This window comes from Pseudomonas sp. DWP3-1-2, from assembly GCF_049896285.1.
GTDB lineage: Bacteria > Pseudomonadota > Gammaproteobacteria > Pseudomonadales > Pseudomonadaceae > Aquipseudomonas.
Window position 1 is genome coordinate 1,180,081 of the sequence record NZ_JAFCTZ010000001.1, and the last position, 14,724, is coordinate 1,194,804.

Consider the following 14,724-nt stretch of genomic DNA (forward strand, 5'->3'; position numbering starts at 1 on the left):
CCCACGAAACACAGATAACTCGCGGGCGCCGCCCGTTCCGGCACAGAGACTGACGAGGTTTTGGAATGCGCAACACACACCTGAATAACCTGGCGCTGCGTCTGGCCCCCTGGGCTTTGCCGGTCGCGCTGCTGACGGCCTGGCAACTGGCAGTGGTCAGCGGCCTGCTGTCCACGCGGATTTTGCCGGCACCCAGCGCGGTGATCGAAGCGGGCTGGGCACTGCTGGAAAGCGGCGAGCTCTGGACTCACCTGGCCATCAGTGGCTGGCGCGCCGGTATAGGCTTTGCCATCGGTGGCGGCCTGGGCCTGCTGCTGGGCTTTATCACTGGCCTGTCGAAATGGGGCGAGCGTTTCCTCGACAGCTCCTTACAGATGATCCGCAACGTGCCGCATCTGGCGCTTATCCCGCTGGTGATCCTGTGGTTCGGTATCGACGAGAGCGCGAAGATTTTCCTGGTCGCCCTCGGCACGCTGTTCCCGATCTACCTCAACACCTACCACGGCATCCGTAACGTCGACCCTGCACTGGTAGAGATGGCGCGCAGCTATGGCCTGTCGGGATTCGGCCTGTTCTGGCAGGTGATCCTGCCTGGCGCACTGCCGTCGATCCTGGTCGGCGTACGCTTTGCCCTTGGTTTCATGTGGTTGACCTTGATCGTCGCGGAAACCATTTCAGCCAGCGCCGGCATCGGCTACCTGGCAATGAACGCCCGAGAGTTTCTGCAAACCGACGTGGTGGTACTGGCGATCCTGCTATACGCCGTGCTCGGCAAGCTGGCTGATCTGGCCGCCCTTGGTCTGGAGCGTGTGTGGCTACGTTGGCATCCGGCCTATCAGGCCAAGGCAGGCGCGCAATGACCGCTCTTCAGACTATTCGCCAGGGCATACCGCTGGCTGTCAAAAGCATTCGCAAATCCTTCGGGGAGCGCGAGGTTCTTCGCGATATCAACCTGCATATCCCGGCCGGGCAATTTGTCGCCGTGGTCGGGCGCAGTGGCTGCGGCAAAAGCACGTTGCTGCGCCTGCTGGCGGGCCTGGATAAACCAGGCTCCGGCGAACTGCAGGCCGGAAATGGCCCACTCAGCGCGGCCCGTGACGATATCCGTCTGATGTTCCAGGACGCCCGCTTGCTACCTTGGAAGCGGGTAATCGACAACGTGGGTTTAGGACTTTCCGGCGACTGGAGGCCCCGGGCGCAGCAGTCACTGGAAGCCGTCGGACTGGCCGATCGCGCCAACGAATGGCCCGCTGCCTTGTCTGGCGGACAGAAACAGCGTGTGGCCCTGGCCCGCGCGCTGATCCACCAACCGCGCCTGCTCCTGCTCGACGAACCGCTCGGCGCACTGGATGCACTGACCCGTATCGAAATGCAGCAACTGATCGAACGCCTGTGGCAACAGCATGGTTTCACCGTGCTGTTGGTTACCCACGATGTCAGTGAAGCGGTAGCCATTGCTGACCGGGTCATCCTCATTGAGGACGGCCAGGTCGGCCTGGATATCACCATCGACCTGCCCCGCCCACGTCAGCGCGCGTCCGTCCGACTGGCAGCCTACGAGGAACACGTGCTCAACCGCGTCCTGTCCCTGCCGGGGTCGCCGCCAGAACCAGAACCCGTTTCACCCTTGCCCACGCAACTGCGCTGGGCACTTTAAACCGACTCAACATCTCAAAAGCAGGGGGTTACACCATGACCATTAAAGCCATCAACGTACGCAACCAGTTCAAGGGCACCATCAAGGAGATCGTCCTGGGCGAAGTACTCTCGGAAATCGACGTTCAGACCGCCTCAGGCATCGTGACCTCGGTGATCACCACCCGCTCGGTAAAAGAGCTGGAACTCGGTGTTGGCAGTGAAGTGATCGCGTTCGTCAAATCCACAGAGGTGTCGATCGCCAAATTGTGAGCGGTCACCCTGTCAGGTCGGAATGGCTCCGACCTGACAGCCTTTCAGACAACTCAGCTTTCCGTTCTTGGTGTGACTGCAAGCTGCTGAACAAGCAAGGGCGGATCGAGATAATGAGCTGGCCAAAGGCACGGCAAACGGAATCGACGAGGTTGGGGACCCTAGACGGCTGCTGGAAGTACGGCGACTAGCCGCTTAGGGAGACGGTTTACTGTCGTGTGGGGGAGATCGTGAGTCCCACCTGATGAAACCTTTTTTACCCAGAGTGACGGAAACACATCCAGGAGATGCGGAAAAAGTCCTGATTTCCGCCGGGAAAACCACCAAACCCCACAAACGAAAAAGCCCTGAAATCTCAGGGCTTTAGCGTATCTAATATGGCGGAGGCATAGAGATTCGAACTCTAGGACCTGTTACAGTCGGCAGTTTTCAAGACTGCTGCCTTAAACCACTCGGCCATACCTCCACTTGCATTGCGGGCGCCATAATACCCGAATGAAACACGCTGTCAAACTCTCCGGGTGGCCGTTCGCAGACTCTCTGTTATGATCTTTGCAACTCAACATTTCTACCACTAGGAGTTTCGCCATGCGCGAACAGGATTACGCAGTTAATAACGGCGTGCAGGCCGAGCAGCTAGAGGTTAGCCGTGTCCTGCGCAATACATACGGCCTTCTGGCGCTTACCCTTGCATTCAGTGGCGTGATGGCGTTCGTCGCCCAGCAGATGCGTGTGGGCTATCCCAACATTTTTGTGGTGCTGATCGGCTTTTACGGCTTGTTCTTCCTCACCGCCAAGCTTCGCGATTCGGCATGGGGCCTGGTTTCGACCTTCGCTCTGACCGGCTTCATGGGGTTCCTGCTCGGCCCAATCCTCAATCGTTACCTGGGCATGGCCGGCGGCGCTGAAGTTGTCAGCTCAGCCTTCGCGATGACGGCGCTGGTGTTTGGTGGCTTGTCGGCCTACGTGCTGATTACCCGCAAGGACATGAGCTTCCTGGGTGGCTTCATCACCGCTGGCTTCTTTGTTCTGCTGGGCGCCACGCTGGCGAGCTTCTTCTTCCAGGTCAGCGGGCTGCAACTGGCAATCAGCGCAGGCTTCGTGCTGTTCTCCTCGGTCTGCATTCTGTTCCAGACCAGCGCGATCATCCACGGTGGCGAGCGTAACTACATCATGGCGACCATCAGCCTGTATGTATCGATCTACAACCTGTTCATCAGCCTCCTGCAAATCTTCGGCATCATGAGCAGCGACGACTGATAGCACACCAAGCGTCAACAAAAAGCCCGCATTGCGGGCTTTTTGCTGTCTAGTGCGGGTGAATTCTTTATCATTGCCGGAGTTTCTCTGATCGAGCATCCCATGAAGTTCGCCATTGCCCTCTTTTCCCCCGCGCACGCGCCCTCTTCTCGCCGGGCACTGCTGTTTGCCCAGGCGGTACTCGCGGGCGGGCATGAAATCGTGCGGCTGTTTTTTTACCAGGATGGGGTTAATAGCGCATCAGCCAATGTCGTCGCACCTCAGGACGAACAGGACATCGCCGCGCAATGGCGGGATTTTGTCGATACGCACCAGTTGGATGGAGTGGTGTGCATTGCAGCCGCGTTGCGCCGGGGCGTGTTGAATGCAGAGGAAGCGCAGCGCTATCAACGTCCGGCCGCCAACCTCTCGGCCCCTTGGGAGCTTTCCGGGCTGGGTCAGTTGCATGACGCCGCACAGTCAGCAGACCGACTTATCTGCTTCGGAGGGCCTTGAAATGAGCAAGTCACTGTTAGTGATCAGTCGACAGGCCCCTTGGTCCGGGCTAAGTGCACGTGAAGCGCTGGACATCGTACTGGCAGGCGGCGCCTACGACCTGCCCATTGGACTGCTGTTCCTGGATGACGGGGTTCTCCAACTGCGCCAGGACCAACGCGCGGCATCTCTTCAACAGAAGGATCTCACGGCGAACCTCAAGGCGTTGGAGATGTTCGGCATTGAAGAGGTTTTTGCCTGCGGTAAAAGCCTTGCCGAGCGAGGCATGTTTCCGGGAAACCTGAACATTGCGATTCAGCAGCTCCCCCAAGAGCAGGATATCTCGGACCTCATCGACCGCTACGACCATGTGATCACTATCTGATGGCGACTCTACACGTGTTATCTCACTCCCCCTTTGCCGACACCCGTCTGACGAGCTGTCTACGCCTGTTGGGTAGCCAGGATGCGCTACTGTTGTGCGGCGACGCCACTTACGCGCTAACCCAGGCAACCCCGCCGCGCTCGGCCCTGGAAGCCCACATCAACACTTTCGAGCTGTACGCCCTTGAAGAAGATGTGAGCGCGCGTGCTATCACCCTTCCGGACTGGGTCAGGCGCGTGGACTATGCCGGGTTCGTCGAGCTTTCGATCCGGTTCGACAGGGTCAATACGTGGCTATGAAGCAGTTAACGGTTGAAGGACGTGCCATTACCTTGGACAAGGACGGATTTCTCGCCGACCTGAATGACTGGTCGTTAGCAGTCGCCCATGCCTTATCCATGGAAGAAGGCATCGAACTGACGCCTGAGCATGTCGAAATCCTGCAAACCCTGCGAGCGTTCTATGGCGAATTCCAGTTATCCCCCGCCACACGCCCGCTCATTAAGTACACCGCGTTGAAGCTGGGACCCGATAAAGGCAACAGCATGCACCTCAATCGACTGTTCAACGGCACTCCTGCCAAACTCGCCGCCAAGCTGGCGGGCCTGCCAAAGCCGACCAATTGCATATGACTGAGTACGCCCCGCTTACGCTCCAGACCCCGGCCGAGCATCCGTTCGCGCCCTTCGTCCGCATTCTTGGCAAGGGCAAACGCGGCGCACGGAACATGACTCGCGAAGAAGCGCGCGAGGCCATGGGCATGGTGCTCGACGAGAAAGTCGAAGACACCCAACTCGGTGCTTTTCTGATGTTGCTGCGCCACAAGGAAGAAAGCGCAGAAGAGCTCGCGGGTTTCACCGAGGCCGTGCGCGAACGCTTGAATGCACCGCCGATTCAAGTAGACATCGACTGGCCAACATACGCCGGCAAAAAGCGTCATCTGCCGTGGTACCTGCTGGCGGCGAAATGCCTGTCTCAAAACGGTATCAAGGTGCTGATGCATGGCGGTGGCGCGCATACGTCGGGGCGCCTATACAGCGAACAGCTGCTGGACCTGCTTGGCATCCCCTTGGCTCGTAACTGGCAGGCGGTGGAACGCGCGCTGGAACAGCAGAATCTGGCATTTATCCCGCTGGGTGATTGGGCGCCCCAGTTGCAGCGCATGATCGACTTGCGCAACACCCTCGGTTTGCGCTCGCCGATTCACTCCCTCGCACGAATCCTCAATCCCTTAGGGGCACGTTGCGGCTTGCAGAGTATTTTTCACCCGGGCTACCAAAGTGTCCATCGCGACGCCAGTGGCTTGCTGGGCGATCACGCCATCGTCGTCAAAGGGGACGGCGGCGAGGTTGAAATCAATCCCGACACCATCAGCCATCTTTACGGAACCACGAATGGACAGCCCTGGGACGAGGAATGGCCTGCGCTCTCGGACCGCCGCCATGTGAAACCCGCATCCCTTGATCCTCAGCAACTCGTTGCCTTGTGGAAAGGTGAACTGCAGGACAGCTACCCGCAACTGGCACTGATTTCCACCATCGCGCTGGCCTTGCGCGGACTCGGTCTACCACGGGGAAAAGCGTTCGAGCGTGCGGAATATTTTTGGGAAAATCGCAATACATCGATTTAACTGATCGTTACACCCCACCCTTTGCGCTTTTTGTTCGAACGATTCTGCTTAGACTGGCCTCCAAAGCATGTCATTGCCAACTTTGGAGTCAGATATGGGCCTTCTCGTAGAGGGACGCTGGCACGACCAGTGGTACGAAAGCAGTAAAGACGGGGCGTTTCAGCGTGAGCAGGCACAACGCCGTAACTGGATCACCGCGGACGGCAGCCCCGGCCCCACTGGCGAAGGCGGCTTCAAGGCTGAGGCCGGCCGGTATCACCTCTATGTTTCGCTGGCGTGCCCTTGGGCCCATCGCACGCTGATCTACCGCAAGCTCAAAGGGCTGGAAAGCCTGATCGACGTTTCGGTGGTCAGTTGGCTGATGCGCGAAAACGGCTGGACCTTCGACGCCGAAACAGGCTCCAGCGGTGATCCCCTCGACCACCACCGATTTCTGTACCAGCGTTATCTGGCCGACAACGCGGACTACACCGGGCGCGTTACGGTACCCCTGCTGTGGGACAAAAAACTGCAACGTATCGTCAGCAATGAGTCGGCCGAAATCATCCGCATGTTCAACTCAGCGTTTGACGAACTGACGGGCAATCGTCTGGATCTGTACCCGGACGCTTTGCAGTTGCCGATCGATGAGCTGAACGAGCGGATCTATCCGGCTGTAAACAATGGTGTTTACCGTGCGGGCTTTGCAACGTCCCAAGGCGCTTATGAAGAAGCGTTCGACGACGTGTTCGCTGAGCTGGACGCCATTGAAACGCTGCTGGGCGAAAGGCGTTATCTGACAGGCGAATACCTGACCGAGGCCGATATCCGTTTGTTCACCACCATCGTGCGGTTCGACCCGGTGTATCACGGTCATTTCAAATGCAACCTGCGCCGCATCGCGGATTACCCGAATCTGAGCGGTTGGTTGCTTGAGTTGTATCAGTGGCCAGGTGTGGCCGAAACGGTCAATTTCGAACACATCAAACACCACTATTACGCCAGTCACAACACGATCAATCCGACCGCCATTGTACCCAAGGGCCCTCAGCAGGATCTGAGCGCACCCCATGAAAGGGAACATCGGGTCGGGCGTGGTATCTGGCATAAAACCGGGCAATAAAAAACGCCGGACCGCTTGAGAGCGCGTATCAGCGGCTTCAAGCGGTCCAGCGTTTCAGAACCGAACGATCAGACGGTAGCCTGAGCGCCCTCGAACCAGGCCAGTTTTTCCCGCAGCTTGACCACCTCGCCCACAATCACCAGTGTCGGGGCATGAACGTCATGCTCGGCCACCAGTTGTGGCAGATTGGCCAACGTACCGGTAAATACCCGCTGGTTAACCGTGGTGCCTTGCTGGATCAGGGCAGCCGGGGTGTCGGCGGAGCGGCCATGCTTGATCAATTCCTCACAGATCACCGGCAGGCCAATCAACCCCATATACAGCACCAACGTCTGGCCGGGAGACACAAGGTCAGTCCAGGGCAGATCCGTGGTGCCGTCTTTGAGGTGACCGGTCACGAAACGCACCGATTGCGCATGATCCCGATGCGTCAACGGAATACCCGCGTAAGCGGCACAGCCGCTGGCGGCGGTGATACCCGGCACAACCTGAAACGGAATGCCATGCGCGGCCAACTCTTCAATCTCCTCGCCGCCACGGCCGAAGATGAACGGATCGCCGCCCTTCAACCGCAATACCCGTTTGCCTTGTTTCGCCAGATCCACCAACTTCCTGTTGATCTGATCCTGAGGCAGCGCGTGATCGGCGCGCTGTTTGCCGACGTAGACCCGTTCGGCATCGCGACGGCAAAGATCGAGAATCGCAGGCGCCACCAGTCGGTCATAAAGCACCACATCGGCCTGCTGCATGAGGCGCAGGGCACGAAACGTCAGCAAATCCGGATCACCCGGCCCAGCGCCCACCAGATAGACCTCGCCCGGTGCGTGGGGGGGCTCACCGGCAACTTTGGCCACCAGCAGTTTTTCAGCCTCGGCGCCCTGCCCGGCCAGTTGCCGGTCGGCAATGGGTCCTTGGAAGACCTCTTCCCAGAAAGCACGACGCTGCGTGACATCCGGGTAAAGATTCTTCACCTGACTGCGAAAACGCGCCGCCAGACCGGCCAACTGGCCGTAAGTCGACGGAATCCAGGTTTCCAGCTTGGCGCGAATCAGCCGCGCCAGTACGGGTGCATCACCGCCACTGGAGACTGCGATGACCAACGGCGACCGGTCAACGATGGCCGGAAAAATCACGCTGCACAGCGCAGGCGCATCGACGACGTTGACCGGCACGCACCGACGCTTGGCATCCTGGGAAACCTGAGCGTTAAGCGGCTCGTCATCGGTGGCCGCAATGATCAGCACACAACCGTCGAGATCGCTCTCGCAATAGCCTCGCAGAATCGACTGACCGCCACTGCGCTCAACCAATTCCAACAGCTGCGGCTCGATTTCGGGCGCGACCACTCGCAACAACGCACCCGCATCGGCAATCAGGCGGGATTTGCGCAATGCAATCTCGCCACCGCCCACGACCAGCACATGGCTGCCACGCAGGTTATGGAACAGCGGCAAAAACTCCATTTAACCGATGACCTCGATACCGCCCATGTAAGGCTTGAGGACCTCTGGCACGCGAATCGAACCATCGGCCTGCTGGTAGTTCTCCAACACAGCGACCAGCGTGCGACCCACAGCCAGACCCGAACCGTTCAGGGTATGAACCAGTTCCGGCTTGCCGGTTTCCGGGTTGCGCCAGCGTGCCTGCATGCGGCGCGCCTGGAAGTCACCGCAGTTGGAGCACGAAGAGATTTCGCGGAACTTGTCCTGGCTCGGAATCCAGACTTCCAGATCGTAGGTCTTCACTGCACTGAAGCCCATGTCACCGGTGCACAAGGCCAGTACGCGATAAGGCAGCTCGAGCAGTTGCAGTACGCGCTCGGCATTGCCCGTCAACGACTCAAGAGCCGCCTGGGACTGATCCGGCGCAACGATCTGGACCATCTCGACCTTGTCGAACTGGTGCTGACGAATCATGCCCCGCGTGTCACGTCCCGAAGCGCCCGCCTCACTGCGAAAGCATGGCGTATGCGCAACGAACTTCATCGGCAGCTGTTTGGCGTCGAGGATCTCGCCGGCGACGATATTGGTAAGCGACACTTCCGCCGTGGGGATAAGATAAAGATCCGCCTCGCCTTCGCGAGTGATCTTGAACAAATCTTCTTCGAACTTCGGCAACTGACCCGTGCCCTGCAGCGCGGGTGCCTGAACCAGATACGGCGTATAGGCTTCTTCGTAACCATGCTCATGAACGTGCAGATTGATCATGAACTGCGCCAGCGCCCGATGCAGACGCGCAATAGGGCCGCGCAGCAGTGCAAAACGAGCGCCGGACAGCTTGGCGGCGGTTTCAAAATCGAGCCAGCCGAATTTCTCGCCCAACGCCACATGATCCTGAACGGCGAAATCAAACGCCGTCGGGGTGCCCCAGGTACGGACTTCGACGTTGTCGTCTTCATCCTTGCCCACCGGCACGGATTCGTGGGGCAGGTTCGGCATGCTCAGCAGCATGGCGTCCAGCTCAGCCTGAATCGCGTCCAGTTCCACTTTGCCGCTGCTCAGTTCCTGGGCCATGCGCTCGACATCAGCCATCAAGGGCGCGATGTCTTCGCCGCGCTGCTTGGCCTGACCGATGGATTTGGAACGGGCGTTACGCTCGGCCTGCAATTGCTCAGTGCGGGTCTGTACCGTCTTGCGCTGGGTTTCCAGCGATTCAATGCGGGCTACATCCAGTGTAAAGCCACGGGAAGCCAGGCGATCCGCTACGTCCTGAAGTTGAGTACGTAACAGTTTGGAATCGAGCATATCGTTCTCTCGTCTATCAAAGTCTGGTCAGGGACAGGCCAACCCACGTCGCGATTAGCCCGCCGAACACGCTGATGCCTGCATAGCCAAGGGCCAGGGGCATTTGCCCGCTTTCCAGCAGGCGCACCGTATCCAGTGAAAAGGATGAAAAGGTCGTAAGACCCCCTACAAAGCCGACAATCAGGCCGGCGCGAATCTCGATCGGTACTTCCGGGCGCAAGAGAAACAGCCCGTAAAGCACACCAATGATCAGGCAACCGACGATGTTCACCGCCAGCGTCGCCGTATAAAAATGACGCGGCCAGTTCGCGCTGACCCAAGTGCCAGCAGCGAAGCGCAATAATGTACCAGCGATACCGGCAACCGACACCGCAAGAATCGTTCTAATCACAACTACTTTCTCCGCTGCAGAGGGCTTGCGGCGTCCAGCGCAGCCAGGTGCCGCAGTTTTTCCCCGATCTTGAGCTCCAGACCGCGCGGCACTGGCTGGTAATACTGGCGTGGCTCCAGCTCTTGCGGAAAGTAATCTTCGCCAGCCGCGTAGGCGTCAGGCTCATCATGGGCATAACGGTATTCTTCGCCGTAACCCAGCTGCTTCATGAGTTTGGTGGGTGCGTTGCGCAAGTGCAGCGGAACTTCAAGAGAGCCATGCTCGGTCGCTTCGCGCATCGCCGCCTTGAATGCCATGTACACCGCGTTGCTTTTCGGGGCGCAGGCCAGATAGACAATGGCCTGCGCGACCGCCAGTTCACCTTCCGGGCTTCCCAGACGCTCCTGCACGTCCCAGGCGGACATGCACAGGGGCAGCGCCCGCGGGTCGGCATTGCCAATGTCTTCGCTGGCCATACGCACAACCCGACGCGCCAGATACAGCGGATCGCAGCCGCCATCGATCATGCGGGCGAACCAGTACAGCGCCGCATCGGGATTGGAACCGCGAATGGACTTGTGCAGCGCTGAAATCTGGTCATAGAACGCTTCCCCGCCTTTGTCGAAGCGGCGACGGCTGTCACCCAGCAAGCTTTGCAGCAAATCAAGGCCGATTTCCGACCCGTCCTCAGCCAGATCGGACGCGTTCTCCAACAGATTGAGCATGCGCCGACCGTCACCATCGGCCGCCGCCATCAGCATCGCAAAGCCTTCGTCGCTCAGGCTCAACCCATGCTGACCCAGCCCTCGCTCCTCGGTGAGCGCACGCTGTACCAGCTTGCGCAGCGCAGCCTCGTCGAGGCTTTTGAGCACATAGACCCGGGCGCGGGACAACAGGGCGTTATTGAGTTCGAAGGACGGGTTTTCAGTGGTGGCGCCAATGAAGATCAGCGTGCCATCTTCCACATAAGGTAGAAATGCATCCTGCTGGGACTTGTTGAAACGATGCACTTCATCGACAAACAGGATGGTGCGCCGACCGTACTGCCCGGCCTGCTGTTTGGCGACCTCAACGGCCTGGCGAATCTCTTTTACGCCCGCCAGCACCGCCGAGACGGTTTCGAAATGCGCATCGGAAACCTTGGCCAATAGCCTCGCCAACGTGGTTTTGCCAACGCCCGGCGGCCCCCAGAAGATCATTGAGTGCAGCGCGCCTTGCTCCAATGCTTCACGCAGCGGCTTGCCGTGGGCAAGCAAATGCTCCTGACCGACATATTCGTCCAGGTTGGTCGCACGCAGCCGTGCGGCCAGCGGTTGAGCTATCGGATCGCTTCGAAACAGGTCCATGGGCGCCGTTTAAAACCTCTTATTCCTGAATGACATCCGCGCCTTTAGGAATCTGGAACTGGAACTTGCTCGCGGCAATCGGCTCGTTAGCCTTCACGCCGGTGAACAGGATATTGGTGCGCTGGCCCACGCTGTCGATCAACTGCATGTCGTTGATGATGCCATTGCGAAACGACAGGCGCAGGCTATCGAACAGCGTGTCCTTGGTCTTGGGCTTCAACACGAAGTCGATGACGCCGCCCGCTTCCTTGGCAGAGATATCAAAGCTTTCGCTGATTTTCGACACATCACCGGACAACAGCAGTGCAGGCGTTTGAGTCAGACGCTGATCCAGCGTCTTGATGGTGACTTGCTCAAGATCCGGGTCCCACAGGGAAACCTTCTTGCCGTCAGAAACCATCAGCTGTTCCTGAGGCGCATCGGTGTGCCAATTGAACAGGCCGGGACGCTGCAAGGCCATTTCGCCCGTTGTTTCCTGCAATTGAGTACCGCTACCGTCCAGGGTCAACTGGGAAAAGCGCGCCGTGAGGGTTTGCGATTTTTCCAGCAACTGGGTCAGACGCGCGACGTCCTTGCTGTCGGCATGGGCCGGGATAGCGGAAAAGGTCAGTGCAGTTACCAACAACATGCGGATAAGACGCATGGGAATCCTCATTGAGTTCGGTGAAATTCCGCCGACGCATCCAATGCGTCAGCGGACAGGTGTTCGACAGTCTCGCTGTCAGTCGCGCATCGGGGCTGGCGCGATGACTTCACGGGAGCCATTGGTGTTCATGGACGTCACGACGCCAGCCATTTCCATGGCTTCGATCATACGCGCCGCCCGGTTGTAACCGATCTTCAGCTTGCGCTGGACCGCAGAGATCGAGGCGCGACGGCTTTCCAGCACGAACTTGACCGCTTCGTCGTAAAGGGCATCGCTTTCGCTGTCATCGGAACCTTCGCCGCTGCCGCCATCAAACCCGCTGCCGGGTTCTTCGACGCCAGCCAGAATATCTTCGTTGTAGTCCGGCGTACCGCGCAGTTTCCATGCTTCGACGACGCGATGGACCTCATCGTCGGAAACAAAGGCACCATGGACCCGGATCGGCAGACTGGTGCCCGGCGGCATGTAGAGCATGTCGCCGTGACCCAACAGTTGCTCGGCGCCGCCTTGGTCGATGATGGTTCTGGAGTCAATCTTGCTCGACACCTGAAACGCCATCCGCGTCGGAATGTTGGCCTTGATCAAGCCGGTGATCACGTCCACCGAAGGCCGCTGGGTCGCGAGGATCAGGTGAATACCGGCGGCACGAGCCTTTTGGGCAATACGTGCGATCAGCTCTTCAACCTTCTTGCCGACAATCATCATCATGTCGGCAAACTCGTCCACAACCACCACGATGGTCGGTAACTTGGTCAACAGCGGCGCTTCGTCGTGAATGCTTTCGCGCTTGTACAGTGGATCGACCAAGGGAGTGCCGGCTTCCTGCGCTTCCCTGACTTTCTGGTTGAACCCCGACAGGTTACGCACGCCCATCTTCGCCATCAGCTTGTAGCGACGCTCCATCTCGGCGACGCTCCAGCGCAAGGCGTTGGCAGCGTCCTTCATGTCGGTGACGACCGGGCAGAGCAGATGCGGAATGCCTTCGTAGATCGACAGCTCAAGCATTTTGGGGTCGATCATGATCAATTTGGCGTCTTCCGGGCCGGACTTGAACAGGATCGAGAGAATCATCGCGTTAACGCCCACGGACTTACCGGAGCCGGTTGTACCCGCGACCAGCAAGTGCGGCATTTTCGCCAGATCGGTAATAACCGGCTTGCCGCCAATGTCATGTCCCAGGGCCAAGGTAACGGGTGATTTGGCATCGTCGTATTCAGGGGTCGACAACACCTCCGAGAACCGCACAATCTGCCGATCATCGTTGGGAATCTCGATGCCGACCGTGGTTTTACCCGGAATGACTTCCACAACCCGTACGCTGAGAACGGCAAGCGAACGCGCCAGGTCCTTGGCCAGGTTGGAAATACGGCTGACCTTCACGCCCGGCGCCGGTTGAATTTCGTAACGAGTGATGACCGGGCCGGGATGGATCGAATCCACCGTAACCTCGACACCAAACTCCTTGAGCTTGATTTCCAGCAGGTTGCCGACAGCGGCCAGAGACTCTGGCGAGTAGTTGAGCTGCTTTTTTTCCGCCGGATCGAGAATCGAAATAGGCGGCAAGGTGCCTTCCACGGCGCTGTCAACGAACAAGGGCGCCTGCTTTTCTTTCTCCACACGCTTGCTTGGTTCGGGGGCCCTGGCAGGTGCCGGAGGGATGACCGGTGCCGCATGCTTTTCGCGCTCGACCGCAGGCTTGGTAAAGACTTGTTCACGCGCAATCGGCTCTTGCATGACGGGATCACGCCTGACCGGATCGCGGGCGATCGGCTCGCGGTCAACCGGGCGCTCCTTGGCCTTGGCCGGATCACGACGATCGGCAGCGATGGGCGCGGTGTCGTAGTCCCGGGTATCGGCTTCACGCAGTTTCGCGACCATCTGTTTGCGCTCGTTGCGTGCCGCCCACCAGCGGCTGGCGGCCCCCTGGAACAGCTCCAGCAGATCCAGGGTGATCTTGCCCGTCACGTCCATCACCTTGAACCAGGACAGGTCGGTAAACACCGTCAGGCCGCAAAGAAACAGAGCAATGAACAACAACGTACTGCCCTGGATATTCAGGGCTTTCTTGGCCATGTCCCCCAGAATTTCGCCCAGCACACCACCGGCAGAACCGGGGAAACCTGCTGCGAAATGGAAGTGGATGTGCGCCAGCGCTGCACCGGCAAGCACCAGGAAAACCAGACCGATCAAGCGCCAGGAAAACAGCCAGCCGCTCCACTGCCAGGGCTCATGGCGATGACGGAAGATCTGGTAAGTCTTGATCGCCAGCAGCAACGGGAAGATGTAGGCAAAGTAGCCCAGGACCATGAACAGGATGTCAGCGCTGAAAGCGCCTGCACGCCCCGCGGCATTCTGGACTTGCGCAGAACTGCTGGTATGGCTCCAGCCAGGATCATTCTGGTCGTAGGTCAGCAGTGCCATCATCAAATACAGGCACAGGGCGCCGAAAGCGATCAGCGCACCTTCCTTGAGTCGGTAGTGCAAATGCTGCCGCCAAAGCGGAACGGGGCTGGGTGCTGCGGTGGATTTCTTCAAAACGCTTTTTTTCCTGCGCTGGAGCGCGAACATCTGATGGTTAACGTAGAACGAACTGTATTCACGAAATAAGGGTCGTCAATCCTGAAAATGGGTGTAGACGACGCATTGGCAATGCGCTGAACGGGCAATGTCTTGAAGCACAACGCACGTCGTGGGCATTGTACGGGTTTGCGCCGCTGATGCCACGCTAGTCTGGCTTGGGTGTAGCATATCTTCAAGACCGGCCAGAAACGCTCAATTTGAGCACGCATTGCCTTTGCTGACAAAGACTTATGCGATATTCCTTGTACAGCTTCGCAAAACGTTCTGGCTGAAAGATTCC

16 protein-coding genes and 1 tRNA gene are annotated in these 14,724 nt (G+C 58.7%); 10 read left to right on the forward strand and 7 right to left on the reverse strand.

Features of this window, described 5'->3' with window-relative positions; translation table 11 throughout:
• Window positions 1–65: 65 nt before the first annotated feature.
• Genes ssuC through ACP7B0_RS05570 form a run of 3 tightly spaced genes read left to right on the forward strand, consistent with a single transcriptional unit; the run spans window position 66 to window position 1,908 of the window.
• Window positions 66–860 carry an aliphatic sulfonate ABC transporter permease SsuC gene (gene ssuC / locus ACP7B0_RS05560; RefSeq protein ID WP_426139973.1) on the forward strand — a complete coding sequence of 265 codons (795 nt, stop codon included), beginning with the start codon at window positions 66–68 and terminating at the stop codon, window positions 858–860.
• Window positions 857–1,657, forward strand: coding sequence for an aliphatic sulfonates ABC transporter ATP-binding protein (ssuB, locus tag ACP7B0_RS05565; RefSeq protein WP_426139974.1), 801 nt, complete (start codon window positions 857–859; stop codon window positions 1,655–1,657). Before ssuC ends, ssuB begins: the two co-directional genes overlap by 4 nt.
• Before the next feature lie 35 nt (window positions 1,658–1,692).
• On the forward strand, window positions 1,693–1,908 hold the full coding sequence (locus ACP7B0_RS05570; protein ID WP_426139975.1) for a TOBE domain-containing protein: 216 nt from the start codon (window positions 1,693–1,695) through the stop codon (window positions 1,906–1,908).
• A 378-nt stretch (window positions 1,909–2,286) separates the two neighbouring features.
• Here the strand turns inward: ACP7B0_RS05570 and ACP7B0_RS05575 are convergent.
• Window positions 2,287–2,374 (reverse strand) — tRNA-Ser (locus tag ACP7B0_RS05575).
• 122 nt (window positions 2,375–2,496) lie between these two features.
• Here ACP7B0_RS05575 and ACP7B0_RS05580 point away from each other — a divergent pair.
• From ACP7B0_RS05580 to ACP7B0_RS05610, 7 genes are all read left to right on the forward strand, one after another.
• Window positions 2,497–3,168 carry a Bax inhibitor-1/YccA family protein gene (locus ACP7B0_RS05580; protein WP_426139976.1) on the forward strand — a complete coding sequence of 224 codons (672 nt, stop codon included), beginning with the start codon at window positions 2,497–2,499 and terminating at the stop codon, window positions 3,166–3,168.
• 102 nt (window positions 3,169–3,270) lie between these two features.
• Entirely contained in the window at window positions 3,271–3,663 is a 393-nt protein-coding gene (gene tusD / locus ACP7B0_RS05585) for a sulfurtransferase complex subunit TusD (RefSeq protein ID WP_426139977.1), read from the forward strand.
• A 1-nt stretch (window position 3,664) separates the two neighbouring features.
• Window positions 3,665–4,027 (forward strand): sulfurtransferase complex subunit TusC, encoded by a 363-nt coding sequence (tusC, locus tag ACP7B0_RS05590; RefSeq protein WP_426139978.1) that lies wholly within the window; start codon window positions 3,665–3,667, stop codon window positions 4,025–4,027.
• Window positions 4,027–4,326 (forward strand): sulfurtransferase complex subunit TusB, encoded by a 300-nt coding sequence (gene tusB, locus ACP7B0_RS05595; protein ID WP_426139979.1) that lies wholly within the window; start codon window positions 4,027–4,029, stop codon window positions 4,324–4,326. Before tusC ends, tusB begins: the two co-directional genes overlap by 1 nt.
• On the forward strand, window positions 4,323–4,658 hold the full coding sequence (locus ACP7B0_RS05600) for a TusE/DsrC/DsvC family sulfur relay protein (protein ID WP_426139980.1): 336 nt from the start codon (window positions 4,323–4,325) through the stop codon (window positions 4,656–4,658). The genes tusB and ACP7B0_RS05600 overlap by 4 nt, the downstream gene beginning before the upstream one ends.
• Window positions 4,655–5,656: a glycosyl transferase family protein gene (locus ACP7B0_RS05605; protein WP_426139981.1), complete on the forward strand. Its 1,002-nt coding sequence runs from the start codon at window positions 4,655–4,657 to the stop codon at window positions 5,654–5,656. The genes ACP7B0_RS05600 and ACP7B0_RS05605 overlap by 4 nt, the downstream gene beginning before the upstream one ends.
• A 94-nt stretch (window positions 5,657–5,750) precedes the next feature.
• Window positions 5,751–6,758, forward strand: a complete 1,008-nt coding sequence (locus ACP7B0_RS05610) for a glutathione S-transferase family protein (RefSeq protein WP_426139983.1) — start codon at window positions 5,751–5,753, stop codon at window positions 6,756–6,758.
• A gap of 68 nt (window positions 6,759–6,826) precedes the next feature.
• On the opposite strand, the gene cysG is transcribed toward ACP7B0_RS05610, so the two are convergent.
• The 6 genes from cysG to ACP7B0_RS05640 all read right to left on the reverse strand — a co-directional run bounded on the left by cysG (window position 6,827) and on the right by ACP7B0_RS05640 (window position 14,432).
• On the reverse strand, window positions 6,827–8,221 hold the full coding sequence (cysG, locus tag ACP7B0_RS05615) for a siroheme synthase CysG (RefSeq protein WP_426139984.1): 1,395 nt from the start codon (window positions 8,219–8,221) through the stop codon (window positions 6,827–6,829).
• Window positions 8,222–9,502 carry a serine--tRNA ligase gene (serS, locus tag ACP7B0_RS05620; RefSeq protein ID WP_426139985.1) on the reverse strand — a complete coding sequence of 427 codons (1,281 nt, stop codon included), beginning with the start codon at window positions 9,500–9,502 and terminating at the stop codon, window positions 8,222–8,224.
• 16 nt (window positions 9,503–9,518) lie between these two features.
• Window positions 9,519–9,893, reverse strand: a complete 375-nt coding sequence (gene crcB / locus ACP7B0_RS05625; protein WP_426139986.1) for a fluoride efflux transporter CrcB — start codon at window positions 9,891–9,893, stop codon at window positions 9,519–9,521.
• A gap of 2 nt (window positions 9,894–9,895) precedes the next feature.
• Complete coding sequence (locus ACP7B0_RS05630; RefSeq protein WP_426139987.1) at window positions 9,896–11,218, reverse strand: replication-associated recombination protein A; 1,323 nt, start codon at window positions 11,216–11,218, stop codon at window positions 9,896–9,898.
• 19 nt (window positions 11,219–11,237) lie between these two features.
• Window positions 11,238–11,861, reverse strand: a complete 624-nt coding sequence (gene lolA, locus ACP7B0_RS05635; RefSeq protein ID WP_426139988.1) for an outer membrane lipoprotein chaperone LolA — start codon at window positions 11,859–11,861, stop codon at window positions 11,238–11,240.
• A 78-nt stretch (window positions 11,862–11,939) separates the two neighbouring features.
• Window positions 11,940–14,432 (reverse strand): DNA translocase FtsK, encoded by a 2,493-nt coding sequence (locus ACP7B0_RS05640; RefSeq protein ID WP_426139989.1) that lies wholly within the window; start codon window positions 14,430–14,432, stop codon window positions 11,940–11,942.
• Window positions 14,433–14,724 lie beyond the last annotated feature (292 nt).

Bases quoted from the DNA above. Each gene is read 5' to 3' on its own strand.
- tusC (WP_426139978.1), top strand. From the start codon at position 3,665: ATGAGCAAGTCACTGTTAGTGATCAGTCGACAGGCCCCTTGGTCCGGG.
- ACP7B0_RS05605 (WP_426139981.1), top strand. From the start codon at position 4,655: ATGACTGAGTACGCCCCGCTTACGCTCCAGACCCCGGCCGAGCATCCG.
- ACP7B0_RS05630 (WP_426139987.1), bottom strand. From the start codon at position 11,218: ATGGACCTGTTTCGAAGCGATCCGATAGCTCAACCGCTGGCCGCACGG.
- ssuB (WP_426139974.1), top strand. From the start codon at position 857: ATGACCGCTCTTCAGACTATTCGCCAGGGCATACCGCTGGCTGTCAAA.
- ssuC (WP_426139973.1), top strand. From the start codon at position 66: ATGCGCAACACACACCTGAATAACCTGGCGCTGCGTCTGGCCCCCTGG.
- ACP7B0_RS05640 (WP_426139989.1), bottom strand. From the start codon at position 14,432: ATGTTCGCGCTCCAGCGCAGGAAAAAAAGCGTTTTGAAGAAATCCACC.
- cysG (WP_426139984.1), bottom strand. From the start codon at position 8,221: ATGGAGTTTTTGCCGCTGTTCCATAACCTGCGTGGCAGCCATGTGCTG.
- tusB (WP_426139979.1), top strand. From the start codon at position 4,027: ATGGCGACTCTACACGTGTTATCTCACTCCCCCTTTGCCGACACCCGT.
- ACP7B0_RS05570 (WP_426139975.1), top strand. From the start codon at position 1,693: ATGACCATTAAAGCCATCAACGTACGCAACCAGTTCAAGGGCACCATC.
- ACP7B0_RS05610 (WP_426139983.1), top strand. From the start codon at position 5,751: ATGGGCCTTCTCGTAGAGGGACGCTGGCACGACCAGTGGTACGAAAGC.
- ACP7B0_RS05600 (WP_426139980.1), top strand. From the start codon at position 4,323: ATGAAGCAGTTAACGGTTGAAGGACGTGCCATTACCTTGGACAAGGAC.
- serS (WP_426139985.1), bottom strand. From the start codon at position 9,502: ATGCTCGATTCCAAACTGTTACGTACTCAACTTCAGGACGTAGCGGAT.
- lolA (WP_426139988.1), bottom strand. From the start codon at position 11,861: ATGCGTCTTATCCGCATGTTGTTGGTAACTGCACTGACCTTTTCCGCT.
- ACP7B0_RS05580 (WP_426139976.1), top strand. From the start codon at position 2,497: ATGCGCGAACAGGATTACGCAGTTAATAACGGCGTGCAGGCCGAGCAG.
- tusD (WP_426139977.1), top strand. From the start codon at position 3,271: ATGAAGTTCGCCATTGCCCTCTTTTCCCCCGCGCACGCGCCCTCTTCT.